The following is a 13,115-nucleotide window of genomic DNA, read 5'->3' on the forward strand; positions in this document are numbered from 1 at the left end:
GGAAAGGCCACACACGTGACTGAGATCGAGATCGGGCGCGGCAAGCGCGGCCGCCGGGCGTACGCCTTCGACGACATCGCCGTCGTCCCGAGTCGTCGTACGCGCGACCCGAAGGAGGTCTCGATCGCCTGGCAGATCGACGCCTACCGCTTCGAGCTGCCGTTCCTGGCCGCCCCCATGGACTCGGTCGTCTCCCCGGCCACCGCCATCCGCATCGGCGAGCTCGGCGGCCTCGGCGTGCTGAACCTCGAAGGCCTGTGGACGCGGTACGAGGACCCGCGGCCGCTGCTCGACGAGATCGCGGAACTCGACGCCGAGACGGCCACGCGCCGCCTCCAGGAGATCTACTCCGCCCCCATCAAGGAGGAGCTGATCGGCGCGCGCATCAAGGAGGTGCGCGACTCCGGCGTGGTCACGGCGGCCGCGCTCTCCCCGCAGCGCACGGCGCAGTTCTCCAAGGCCGTGGTCGACGCGGGCGTGGACATCTTCGTCATCCGCGGTACGACGGTCTCCGCGGAGCACGTCTCCGGTTCGCACGAGCCGCTGAACCTGAAGCAGTTCATCTACGAGCTCGACGTCCCGGTGATCGTCGGCGGCTGCGCCACCTACACCGCGGCCCTGCACCTGATGCGCACCGGTGCCGCGGGCGTCCTGGTCGGCTTCGGCGGCGGCGCGGCGCACACCACGCGCAACGTGCTGGGCATCCAGGTCCCGATGGCGACCGCGGTGGCGGACGTGGCGGCGGCCCGCCGCGACTACATGGACGAGTCCGGCGGCCGGTACGTGCACGTGATCGCCGACGGTGGCGTGGGCTGGTCGGGCGACCTCCCCAAGGCCATCGCCTGCGGCGCGGACGCCGTGATGATGGGCTCCCCGCTGGCCCGCGCCACGGACGCGCCGGGTCGCGGCCACCACTGGGGCATGGAGGCGGTGAACGAGGAGCTGCCGCGCGGCAAGAAGGTCGACCTCGGCACCGTCGGCACCATCGAGGAGGTCCTGACCGGCCCCTCGCACATCCCGGACGGCTCCATGAACTTCTTCGGCGCGCTGAAGAGGGCCATGGCCACGACCGGCTACAGCGAGCTGAAGGAGTTCCAGCGCGTCGAGGTGACGGTCGCGGACTCGCAGCACAAGCGGTAGACGCCGCGATCGATGGGGAAGGGCCCGTCCACCGGGGAGGTGGGCGGGCCCTTTCGCGTGCGGGCGGTACTGGATCAGAGGCGGTGTGCGGCTCCGGTCGGGGTGGCGCCCCGGGTGTCCAGCAGGAGCTGTGCCTTCACCGACAGGCCCTGGAGGTCGTACGTGCGGTGGTGCTGGAGCAGGATCGTCAGGTCCGCGTCGGCGGCGGCCTCGTAGAAGGAGTCCGCACGGGGGACCGGGCGGTCCAGGACGTTCCAGGAGGGGACGTGCGGATCGTGGTAGCTGACCGAGGCACCGAGTTCCATCAGCCGTACCGCGATCTCGCGCGCGGGAGTGGCCTGCTGGTCGGCGAGGTCGGGCTTGTACGTCACGCCCAGGAGCAGGACGCGGGCGCCGCGCGCGGACTTGCCGTGCTCGTTGAGGAGGGTGGCGGCGCGCTGGACGACGTAGCGCGGCATCTGGCTGTTGACCTGCTGGGCGAGCTCCACCATGCGCAGGCCGCGGCCGGCGGGCGCGCCGGCGAGGTCCTGAGGGACCGAGTGGCCGCCGACTCCGGGCCCGGGGCGGAAGGCCTGGAAGCCGAAGGGCTTGGTCTCCGCGCAGCGGACCACGTCCCACAGGTCGACGCCGAGGTCGTGGCAGAGGACGGCCATCTCGTTGACGAGGGCGATGTTGACGTGCCGGAAGTTGGTCTCCAGGAGCTGGACCGTCTCCGCCTCGCGCGGTCCACGCGCGCGTACCACCTTGTCGGTGAGGCGCGAGTAGAACGCGGCCGCGGACTCGGTGCAGGCCGGGGTCAGACCGCCGATCACCTTGGGGGTGTTGGCCGGGGTGAAGTCGCGGTTGCCCGGATCGACCCGGCTGGGCGAGTACGCGAGATGGAAGTCGCGGCCCGCGCGCAGGCGCGAACCCTCTTCGAGGAGCCGGCGCAGGAAGCCCTCGGTGGTGCCCGGCGGGACCGGCGACTCCAGGATGACGGTGGTGTGCGGGCGCAGGTGCGCGGCGAGGGTGCGGGCCGCGCCCTCCACCTGCGTGAGGTCCAGGCCGCCGTCCGCGCCGCGCGGGGTGGGCGCGCAGATGACCGCCGTACGCACCCGGCCGAGCTCGGCGGGCGAGGTGGCCGGCCGGAAGCCCCCCGAGAGCATCCGGCGCAGTTCGGCGGGGCTGAGCGAGCCGGCCTCGGGGCCGGTGCGGTAACCGAGCGTGGGGATTCCGGCGGCCACGGCCGCCTGGGCGAGGGGGAGTCCGTAGGGGCCGAGTCCGATGACGGCGAGATCTGCGGGCATGGCGTGGACCGTCCTTCCCAGAGCCGAGAGAGCGCGGGTTAGTCGAAGGGGGACAGGTGCGCAAGTCCGGTGGACAGGATGGACGAGCGCAATGTCAGACTAGGAGTAAATATGACCGAAATACGGGATTGATTCCGTGTGTCTCCCGGCCGTTCCTGGAGCTTTGGCCTACGCGTCGTGGAAGTTGTCCACAGGCTGGGGGCGACTGGTGGCTGAAGTCGGGCAAGCCGGTCAGAATTTGGGCATGGGGGATACGGACCGGGTCACTCCTCAGGGGTGAGACCGGCGTGACCGACAGCGGGAGGCAGCGGTGAGGACAGCGACACTGGGGCCGGCGCAGCGAGCCGAGGCGCTCGCCGCCATGGCCGAGCGCGAGCTGGACCTACTGGTGGTGGGCGGCGGTGTGGTCGGTGCCGGAACCGCCCTCGACGCGGTCACGCGCGGGCTGTCCGTCGGCCTGGTCGAGGCGCGTGACTGGGCGTCGGGCACCTCGAGCAGGTCCAGCAAGCTCATCCACGGCGGTCTGCGCTATCTGGAGATGCTCGACTTCGCCCTCGTCCGCGAGGCGCTGAAGGAGCGCGGCCTGCTGCTGGAGCGGCTCGCCCCGCACCTGGTGAAGCCGGTGGCCTTCCTCTATCCGCTCCAGCACAAGGGCTGGGAGCGGCTGTACGCGGGCTCGGGCGTCGCCCTCTACGACACGATGTCGATGGCGCGCGGACACGGACGCGGCCTGCCGATGCACCGTCACCTGAGCCGCCGTCACGCCCTGCGCGTGGCTCCCGCGTTGAAGAAGGACGCCCTGGTCGGGGCCCTTCAGTACTACGACGCCCAGATGGACGACGCCCGCTTCGTCGCCACGCTCGTGCGTACGGCGGCGGCGTACGGGGCGACGGTCGCCAACCGCGCGCGCGTGACGGGGTTCCTGCGCGAGGGCGAGCGGGTCGTCGGGGCGCGCGTGCAGGACGTCGAGGCCGGCGGGGAGTACGAGATCCGCGCCAAGCAGGTCGTCAACGCCACGGGTGTGTGGACCGACGACACCCAGGCCATGGTGGGCGAGCGCGGGCAGTTCCACGTCCGTGCCTCCAAAGGCATCCACCTCGTGGTGCCCAAGGACCGCATCCACTCCACGTCCGGGCTGATCCTGCGCACCGAGAAGTCCGTGCTGTTCGTCATCCCGTGGGGCCGGCACTGGATCGTCGGCACCACGGACACCGACTGGGACCTCGACAAGGCGCACCCGGCCGCGTCCAGCGCGGACATCGACTATCTGCTGGAGCATGTGAACTCGGTGCTCGCGGTGCCGCTGACGCGCGACGACGTGCAGGGCGTCTACGCGGGCCTCAGGCCGCTGCTGGCCGGCGAGTCGGACGCCACGAGCAAGCTGTCCCGTGAGCACACCGTGGCGCATCCCGTGCCGGGGCTGGTCGTGGTGGCGGGCGGCAAGTACACGACGTACCGGGTCATGGCCAAGGACGCGGTGGACGAGGCGGTGCACGGACTCGATCTGCGGGTCGCGGAGTGCGTCACCGAGGACGTGCCGCTGCTGGGCGCCGAGGGGTACCGGGCGCTGTGGAACGCGCGAGCGCGGATCGCCGCGCGGACGGGGCTGCACGTGGTGCGGGTGGAACACCTGCTGAACCGATTCGGCTCACTGGCCGAGGAGGTTCTGGAGCTCATCGCTCAGGACCCGTCGCTGGGCGAGCCGTTGCAGGCGGCCGACGACTATCTGCGCGCCGAGGTCGTGTACGCCGCCTCGCACGAGGGGGCGCGGCATCTGGACGACGTGCTGACCCGGCGGACCCGCATCTCCATCGAGACCTTCGACCGGGGCACCCGCAGCGCCCGCGAGGCCGCGGAGCTGATGGCGCCGGTGCTGGGCTGGGACAAGGACCAGATCGAGCGCGAGGTCGAGCACTACGAGAAGCGAGTGGAGGCCGAGCGGGAGTCGCAACGGCAGCCGGACGACCTGACGGCGGACGCGGCGCGGTTGGGGGCGCCGGACATCGTGCCGTTGTAGGGACCTTGGTGGCGGGGCCTCGTCTGTGGGGCCTTGGCGGCAGGGGCCTTGTCGGTGGGCTCGACTTCACTCGAACGGGTGTCGTGAGGCGGGATCTTCGTTCGGGACCCGGGCGTTCTACGGGGTGCGGGGGCAGAACTCGGCGGCGAGCAGGGCCGGTTCGAGGCCGGGGTCTGCGATCGCGGTCGTGTTCACCCGGAAGGTGAGGACGCGACGTCCGTCGACGGTGGCCGCGGTGCGCACATAGCTGCCGGTGATACGGCCGTTGTGCCCCCACACCGTCGTGCCGCACGGCAGCTTCACCGGAAACAGCCCCATGCCGTACAGGCCGTGTGCGGCGCGGGTGTCGAGCATCTCGCGCAGCCAGTGCGGGGGCAGCAGCCGACCGCCCAGGAGCGCGCCGTAGAAGCGGTCCAGGTCGGCGAGCGTGGTCACCAGCTCGCCCGCGGCCCCGGCCACCCGCGGGTCGAGCTCGGTGACATCGGTGCCGTCGGTCGCGTGGGCGCGGCCGTGCGGGGAGGGGAGAGAAGCTCGGGAACCAGGGAAGGAGGTGCCGGTCAGGCGCAGCGGAGTGAGGATGCGACGCTCGGCCTCGACGGCGTAGGAGCGCCCGGTGACCTGCTTGATCACCATGCCGAGGACGACGTAGTCGGTGTTCGAGTAGAGGTAACGGCCGCGGCCGCCCGGAGGGTGGGAGACGGCGAGGCGTACGGCCTGACGAGGGGACAGGGGGACCAGGCCACGGGTGTCCGCGGTGAAGTCGTACAGGCCGCTGGTGTGGGTGAGCAGGGCGCGCAGGGTCAGCGCGCGGCCGTCGTTGCCGGCTCCGCGCACCAGGCCGGGCAGGTGTTGGTCGATGGTGTCGGACAGGGACAGCCGGTGCTCCGCGGCCAGTTGGAGGATCACGGTCGCGATGAAGGTCTTCGTGATGCTGCCCGCGCGGAAGTGGTCGGCGCGGGCGATGCCGGACCCGGTCTCGGCGTAGTGCGTCTCCGTCTCCTCACGGGCCAGCAGGGCGGCGGCCGGCGCTTCGCCCCTGGTGAGCAGCAGGGGGAGGACCGTGTCCGTCGGGGGAGTGGCGGGGGCGGAGGAGGCGGCCGGGGCCAGGGCGAGGAGCACCAAGGACACAGGTACGGCCAGCAGTGTCCGAAACGGTGGCACGGCGGGTCCTCCTGTCCGGCGCGGGGGGCACCTGCTGTTCGGTGTGGCGGGTTCCTGCTGTTCGGCCTGGTGGGTTCCTGCTGTTCGGTGTGGCGGGTTCCTCCGGTGGCGCGGCCCATCATCCAGGGTGGCTGAAACTCGGCGTCGGGCGGTCCCGGACGTGGGGGCGCGAGGCGGGTGCGGTGGGCCTTTGAGGTGGCTTTGGGGTGCCTTTGGGGCGCGTGACCGCCACGCGCTGTGAGGGTTCGGTCGCCCTGATGGTCGGCTTGTCGTCAGAGGCACCCTGGGCGTTGGGCACTTGTCGGGTGAGGGACAATGGAGGCTCTGTCAGGGCGGGTTGTATGAGGGGACGCATGTCGGAGGCGGAGCGGGCGGGGGCATCCCGTCAGGACAAGAGCGAACGTCTCCTCGCCGGGCGGTACCGGTTGGGAGCAGTGCTCGGCCGCGGCGGCATGGGCACGGTGTGGCGGGCCGAGGACGAGACCCTGGGCCGGATCGTCGCCGTGAAGGAACTGCGGTTCCCCTCCAACATCGACGAGGAGGAGAAGCGCCGGCTGATCACGCGCACGCTGCGGGAGGCCAAGGCGATCGCGCGGATCCGCAACAACAGCGCGGTGACGGTCTTCGACGTGGTCGACGAGGACGACCGGCCGTGGATCGTGATGGAGCTCGTCGAGGGCAAGTCGCTCGCCGAGGTCATCCGCGAGGACGGCCTGCTGGAGCCGAAGCGGGCGGCGGAGGTCGGGCTCGCGGTGCTCGACGTGCTGCGCTCGGCGCACCGCCAGGGCATCCTGCACCGGGACGTGAAGCCGTCCAACGTGCTGATCTCCGAGGACGGCCGGGTCGTGCTCACCGACTTCGGCATCGCGCAGGTCGAGGGCGACCCGTCCATCACCTCGACCGGCATGCTCGTCGGCGCGCCCTCCTACATCTCCCCGGAGCGTGCCCGTGGGCACAAGCCGGGGCCCGCGGCCGACCTGTGGTCGCTGGGCGGACTGCTGTACGCGGCGGTGGAGGGTGTGCCGCCGTACGACAAGGGGTCCGCGATCGCGACGCTCACCGCGGTGATGACCGAGCCGCTGGAGGAGCCGAAGAACGCGGGTCCGCTGAAGGACGTCATCTACGGGCTGCTCACCAAGGACCCCGACAAGCGGCTCGACGACGCGGGTGCCCGCGTGATGCTCAACGCCGTGATCCACGCGCCCGAGCGGAAGCCGGAAGAGCCCGTGCCGGCGCCGGACGCGACGAAGGTCGTGCCGCTGCCTGCGCAACCCGACCGGGGTGAAGGCGGGGAGCGGCTGCGCGGAGCGCTGCGTTCGGTGCGCAAGGCCGCGGTGGCGGCGGGGGCGGTCGGCACGGCTGCGGCTTCTCGGGCCAAGTCCGGGGCGGGCAAGGGCGGTTCGGGGGCCGAGGCGGTTTCCGGTGGCGGTGCTGCCGGTGTCGCCGGTGGGTCGGCTTCCGGTGGTGGTGCGGCTGGTGTCGTCGGTGGGGCGGCTTCCGGTGGCGGTGCGGCTTCGGGCTCGGGTGCCGGTGCGGGCTCTGGTTCGGGCGTTGTCGCGGGGTCCGGGTCGGTCGGCGTGGGTGGTTCCGGGGCCGGTGGTTCCGGGGCGGCGGGTGCCGCGGGTCCGGGGGGCAACTCGGTCGGCGGGGGGCGGAGTTCGGGGTGGCCCGTGATGACGCCGCCGGATCTTCCTCCGCGGCCGGTGCCGAGGGCGCCGCTCACCGATGTGGTGCCGCGGCGGACGTTGGTGATCATCGCGGTGGTCGTGGTCCTCGCCGTGGTCGCGGTCGTGCTGGCCCTCACGCTCGGTGGCGGCGACGGCTCGTCCGACGACTCCGCGGGCGGCGGCGGTGCCAAGCCTTCCGCCGGCGCGAGCGCGAGTCCCTCCACCAAGGAGGACAAGGGCGATGGCGGCGACCGGGCGGACGGACGGGCGAGCCAGTCGGCGGAGGCCGGGACCCCGTCCGGGAGCACGCCGAGCAACAGCCCCACCGCGACCGGCGGCAGCGAGGCGGGCGGTTCCGGCGGCGACGGCGGCACCGCGGTGAAGACGTACAACGGCGGTCAGGGGTACTCGATCGGGCTGCCCAAGGGGTGGAAGTTCCAGACCTCGAGTTCTGCGGGGGACCGGTTCACCGGCCCCGACGGGCAGAAGCTGCTGGTCGCCTGGACGTCGACGCCGAAGGGTGACCCGGTGGCGGACTGGCGGAACCAGGAGCAGTACATGGTGCGCTCCCAGTACGACCGGGTCCGAATAGCGAAGGTGGACTACCGGGGCTGGCTCGCGGCCGACTGGGAGTTCACCTACAGCGAGGGCGGCACGAAGTACCGGACCGTCGACCGGGGTTTCGTCGTCAACGACCATCTCGGATATGCGCTGATGTACACGGCGAAAGCCGCTAATTGGGGCAGCGAGCTGCGCAAGGACACCTGGCAGACGCTCGCGAAGACGTTCCAGCCGAAGGCGTGAAGTGACCGCGCGGTGACCGGTCCCGCGTTTCGGACATGAGATCTGGCATCCCCTCTTTGCGGGTTGCCTCCGGCACGTATCGTGAGTGCTTGCGGACCGTACGCATCCAGGTATGGGTACGGAACGGCACGCGAGGCGAACGGAATTGACCGACCGGGCTGCCGGGGGAGGCAACGTGGACGACTATGCGGGACGGGTACTCGCCGACCGCTACCGCCTGCCGCTGCCCCCCTCCGACGAGTACGAACTCACCGAGACCCGGGCCTTCGACACCTACAGCGGGCAGGAAGTCCTGGTCAGGCAGGTTCCGTTGCCCGAGGTCGTCGAGGCGGAGGTGCTCGACGCCGAGGGGCTGCCCGACGGTTTCACGGCAAGGGACCCGCGCGACAGGGGAGTTCGGCGGGGGGGTGCCGCGGCGCGGACCAGCACCCGTCGGCCCACCGATCCGGCCGTGCGGCGGGCCGTCGAGGCCGCGCAGGCTGCCGCCGCGATACCCGACCATCCGCGGCTCGACCAGGTCTTCGACGTGTTCGCCGAGGGCGGGTCGCTGTGGATAGTGAGTGAGTTGGTGGCCGCGCGCCCGCTCGCGGCGCTGCTCGCGGAGAAGCCGCTGACGCCGTACCGGGCGGCCGAGGTCGCCTCCGACGTGCTGATGGCCCTGCGGGTGCTGCACGCGCACGGCTGGGTGCACCGGAACATCACCGCCCGTACCGTCCTCGTCTGCGACGACGGCCGCGTGATGCTGACCGGGCTCGCGGTCGGCGCGGCGGAGGAGGCGCTGTGCGGCTACGACCCGGTGCCGGCTCCGGAGGGTGACGGGAGCGGCGGGGCCGGGGGCGCGGGGGGCGCGCCGGGAGTCGGTGGGGGTGCGCCGGGATTCGCCGGGGGCGCGGGAGGTGCGCCGGGAGTCGGCGGTGGGCGGTTCGGCGGTGACGGGCGGGAGCCCGGTCCGCAGGGTGCGTCAGGTGTGCGGGGGGTGCCGGGGACGTTCAGTGGGCCGGGGGGCGTGAGCGCAGGCCCCGGTGTCGGTGGGCTCACCGGGCCCGCCGGACCCGCGAGCTCCATGGACCCCGAGGCCGCACGACGGGCCGCCATCGAGGCTCGGGAGGCCGGTGGGCTGCCGGGACTCGGCGGTGAGACGGCGAACGGCGCCGGTGGGCCGGGCACGGTCGCGCGCCGGGCCGTGGAGCCGACCGGCGGGGATGTCCGGGCCGCGCGGGCAGGAGCGATCGCCGCGTATCGCGCGGGCGCCCGGGCCGCCGCCCGCGTCCAGGAAGCCCAGCAGAATGGCCACGCCGCGCTGCCCGGAGCCCGGCCCTCGCCGGAGGCGGGCCCCGCGACCGGTGCCGGGGTCGAGGGCGGGCCGACACCGCCGTACGGGCCGAGTCGCGGCGCCCAGGGCGCGTCCGGTGGCACGCGTCCCGGTGAGGCGGGGTGGGCGGTGCCCGCCTCCGGACCGCTCGGCGGCACCGTTGCGCCCGGCCGCGACGAGCAACGGCGGTCCGGTGCCGCACCTCCGGGACAGATCGTCGACCCCTACGGCGTCCGGACCGACTCCTGGCACGGGGCCGCTCCCGGTGGCGGTGGCGGCAGGGCGCTGCCGGCCGGGTCGGAAGGACGTACGGCCGCATTGCCGTCGGCCGGGACCGGGCCGTCCGTACCGAACCCGGCGCCTGCCCCCAGCCATTGGGAAGGTGGGTCAGAAGGACGTACCGCCGCATTGCCGTCGGCCGGGACCGGGCCGTCCGTACCGAACCCGGCGCCCGCCCCCGGCCATTGGGATGGCGGGCCGGAAGGACGTACCGCCGCACTGCCGTCGGCCGGAAGTGTGCCGGCCGTGCCCAACCCGGCACCTGCCCCCGGCCGTTGGGACGAACTCGCCGCCGCCGCGCCCGCGCCCCGCGGCCCCGCCACCGCGCTCGCCGCCGAGCGGGCGCGGCAGGCCAGGATGGCCGTCGTCGGGCCGGTGACCGAGCGATGGGCGCCCGAGCAGGCCGGGCCGGTGCACGAGAACTGGCAGCTGGCCGCGCCGATCGGCCCCGCGACCGATCTGTGGGCGCTCGGTGCGCTGCTGTTCCGGGCCGTGCAGGGGCATGCGCCGTACCCGGAGGAGTCGACCGCCGAGCTGGTGCAGATGGTGTGCGCCGAGCCGCCGGCCTTCGCCGAGGAGTGCGGGCCGCTGCGGCCGGTCGTGGAGTCGCTGCTGCGTCAGGACCCCACCGAGCGGCTGGACTTCGAGGAGCTGCGGGGCTGGCTGCGCTCGCTCGTGCGCTCGGCGCCGGAGCCGGAGGCGGGCACGTACGTCGTCGCCGCGCCGCCCGTCGAGGGCAACCGGCTGCCCATCGTGCGGCGGCGGGGCGAGCTGGTGCGCAGGCGGCGCGCCGGGCTGCCCGTGACCAGCGCGCACGGGCGGCACAAGCGGGCCAAGGCCGCCCGGCAGGAGGAGGCGTCCCCGCGCAGGCTCGGCCGCACGCTGCTGCTGCTCGTGCTGCTGCTGATGGCGGGGGCGATCGCGTACGCGATGCTGTTCATGCCGAAGTCCGACTCGAAGGACGGCGCCGGCGGAACGGGCGGGACCGACCGGACCGGCTCGGCGGGTGAGGTGAGCGAGGCGCCGAAGCAGGACGCCAGCAGCGAGCCACGGCCCGAGCAGACCACGCCCGAGGCGGACGGCAACAGCAGCCCGCCCGAACCGCAGTCCAACGATCCCGACGTCGCCGACGGCTTCACCCTGCGCTCGGACGCCGCCGGTTTCCGCGTCGCCGTGGCCGACGGCTGGGACCGGACGCCGAAGAACGGCCGCGGTCAGGTCGTGTACTCCCACGGCGACTTCGACCTGATCCTCGTACCCGGACGGGACAGCGCGGACGAGTACGGCGAGGACCCCATGGCGTACCAGCGGGAGGACGAGCGCGAGCTGCAGCCGTACCGCGACTCCAGCTGGGCCAGCGCCTCCGGGCTGAAGACGATCTCGGTGGGCGGACGGACCATGGCCGAGGGGCAGTTCACCTGGACGGACAGCGCGGGACGTGAGCTGTTCGTGCGGAATCTGGCGATCCTCGTCGGCGGGAAGTACCACGTGGTGCAGGTGCGCGGTCCGGAAGCGGAGCGGGACGAGGTCACCCGGCTGTACGAGCAGGCGTCGGCGACGTACGAGGTGACGGGCTGAGCGCACTCGGTGACGGTTGCTTCCCGCTGGTGAAAGCGACAACTGTCACAGTGCTGTCTCCTTGGTCCCCCCGTGGTTCCCTGCGTGGGGACCGGTCCTTACGCTGACCCTGTCAAGACCATTGCGGGGCAACGTGAATCAGATGCAGGGCCTGCTCATCGCGGGCCGCTACCGGCTTGCCGACACCATCGGCAGCGGCGGCATGGGCCGCGTGTGGCGGGCCCACGACGAGGTGTTGCACCGGGCTGTCGCCATCAAAGAGCTGACCGCCGCCCTCTACGTCTCCGAGAGCGACCAGGAGCGCCTGCTCCACCGCACCCGAGCCGAGGCCCGGGCGGCGGCGAGGATCAACCACTCCGCGGTCGTCACCGTGCATGACGTCCTCGACCACGACGCCCGCCCGTGGATCGTGATGGAGCTGGTCGAGGGCCGTTCGCTCGCCGACGCGGTGAAGGCGGACGGGCGCATCGAGCCCGCCGAGGCGGCCCGGATCGGCCTGTGGGTGCTGCGCGCGCTGCGCGCCGCGCACGACGCCGGGGTCCTGCACCGGGATGTGAAGCCGGGCAACGTCCTGCTCTCCCACGACCGGCGTGTCCTGCTCACCGACTTCGGCATCGCCCAGATCGAGGGCGATACGACGATCACGCGCACCGGCGAGGTCGTGGGTTCCGTGGACTACCTCGCCCCGGAGCGGGTGCGGGGCCACGACCCGGGCCCGGCCTCCGACCTGTGGGCGTTGGGCGCGACGCTGTACACGGCGGTGGAGGGTCGCTCACCGTTCCGCCGCACCTCCCCGCTCGGCACGATGCAGGCGGTCGTCGAGGAAGAGCCCGCCCAGCCGGTGAACGCCGGGGCGTTGGGGCCTGTCCTGACGGCACTGCTGCGCAAGGAGCCGGCCGAACGGCCCAGCGCCGCCGAGGCCGAGCAGATGCTCGCCGAGGTGGCGGAGGGACGGCGGGCGAGTGCGGCGCAGGTGTATGTGCCGACGGGGCCTGTGCGGTACGCGCCGGAGACGGGCACCGCCGGCACCGGAACCCGTAACGTCCAGACGGCCGCCGCTACGCCGTATCCGCCCATGACGACTCCGGTCCCGGGCGCTCCCGTCCCGCGCAAGCGTCACCGGCTGCGTACGTTCGCCCTGGTCGTGGCGCTCGCGGCGATCGTCGGCGGGGGTGGTGCGGTCGCGTTGCAGCAGTGGAACTCGGGCCGTCCCTCCTCCTCGGCGAGCGAGAGCCCGACTCCGACTCCGACCCCTTCCCCGACGAAGGGTGCTCAGGGGGCGATTCCCGCCGGTTGGGAGAGGTACGACGACGCCCTGGGCTTCAGCCTGTACCTGCCCAAAGGCTGGGACCGGACGGTCTCCATCGAGGAGAAGGACGGTCTGGCGCAGGTCGACTACTCGCCCGACAACGGCAGGACCCTCGTGCGCGTCGCCGTCGACACCGCTCCGGACTACACCGACTCCTATCGCCACATGAGTCAGCTGGAGACGGATAACCAAAGGCGGCTCAAGGACTTCACGACGCTGAGCATGAGGCGGGAGATCTACCGCGACCAGCCGAGTGTCCGTTGGGAGTACACCTGGACACAGCTGGCGAAGGACTCGCCCTTCTCCGGGCCGTACCGCGCGCTGGACGTGGCGTACATGACGTCTGACAGTGTCGAGTACGCCCTCTACACCGCCTCGCCGGCTGCCGACTGGGACGCCACCAGCAAGCGGTTCACCACCGTGCTGCGGAGCTGGCAGCCGAACCACTCCTGACCCGCCCCAACTTGGCCGGCGAGAAGGAGGAGCCAGTCAGTGACCGGCTCCTTGACTCCGCTCGACTCGACGGACAGATTCGGCCGAACTCGGTATGGCAGCTGCGCCG

7 protein-coding genes are annotated in these 13,115 nt (G+C 72.6%); 5 read left to right on the forward strand and 2 right to left on the reverse strand.

Annotation, left to right across the window (positions count from 1 at the left end):
* Positions 1-15: 15 nt before the first annotated feature.
* Positions 16-1,140: a GuaB3 family IMP dehydrogenase-related protein gene (locus ACFUO4_RS20220; protein ID WP_383486480.1), complete on the forward strand. Its 1,125-nt coding sequence runs from the start codon at positions 16-18 to the stop codon at positions 1,138-1,140.
* Between the two features lie 74 nt (positions 1,141-1,214).
* On the opposite strand, the gene ACFUO4_RS20225 is transcribed toward ACFUO4_RS20220, so the two are convergent.
* Positions 1,215-2,426: a nucleotide sugar dehydrogenase gene (locus ACFUO4_RS20225; protein ID WP_383486483.1), complete on the reverse strand. Its 1,212-nt coding sequence runs from the start codon at positions 2,424-2,426 to the stop codon at positions 1,215-1,217.
* 310 nt (positions 2,427-2,736) lie between these two features.
* Between ACFUO4_RS20225 and ACFUO4_RS20230 the strand changes: the two genes are divergently transcribed.
* Positions 2,737-4,443: a glycerol-3-phosphate dehydrogenase/oxidase gene (locus ACFUO4_RS20230; RefSeq protein ID WP_383486486.1), complete on the forward strand. Its 1,707-nt coding sequence runs from the start codon at positions 2,737-2,739 to the stop codon at positions 4,441-4,443.
* A 117-nt stretch (positions 4,444-4,560) separates the two neighbouring features.
* On the opposite strand, the gene ACFUO4_RS20235 is transcribed toward ACFUO4_RS20230, so the two are convergent.
* The gene (locus ACFUO4_RS20235; protein ID WP_383486489.1) at positions 4,561-5,604 is read right to left on the reverse strand and encodes a serine hydrolase domain-containing protein; all 1,044 of its coding nucleotides are present in this window, start codon (positions 5,602-5,604) and stop codon (positions 4,561-4,563) included.
* 353 nt (positions 5,605-5,957) lie between these two features.
* On the opposite strand from ACFUO4_RS20235, the gene ACFUO4_RS20240 reads away from it, so the two are divergent.
* The 3 genes from ACFUO4_RS20240 (at position 5,958) to ACFUO4_RS20250 (ending at position 13,006) form a co-directional block, all read left to right on the forward strand.
* A complete protein-coding gene (locus tag ACFUO4_RS20240; RefSeq protein ID WP_383486492.1) occupies positions 5,958-8,075 on the forward strand; it encodes a serine/threonine-protein kinase in 2,118 nt (705 codons plus the stop codon).
* A gap of 175 nt (positions 8,076-8,250) precedes the next feature.
* On the forward strand, positions 8,251-11,244 hold the full coding sequence (locus ACFUO4_RS20245) for a protein kinase (RefSeq protein WP_383486495.1): 2,994 nt from the start codon (positions 8,251-8,253) through the stop codon (positions 11,242-11,244).
* Between the two features lie 142 nt (positions 11,245-11,386).
* Positions 11,387-13,006 carry a serine/threonine-protein kinase gene (locus tag ACFUO4_RS20250; RefSeq protein ID WP_383486498.1) on the forward strand — a complete coding sequence of 540 codons (1,620 nt, stop codon included), beginning with the start codon at positions 11,387-11,389 and terminating at the stop codon, positions 13,004-13,006.
* The last annotated feature ends 109 nt before the right edge of the window (positions 13,007-13,115 follow it).

Origin of the sequence: Streptomyces sp. NPDC057280 (assembly GCF_042668605.1) — a bacterium.
Lineage (GTDB): Bacteria > Actinomycetota > Actinomycetes > Streptomycetales > Streptomycetaceae > Streptomyces.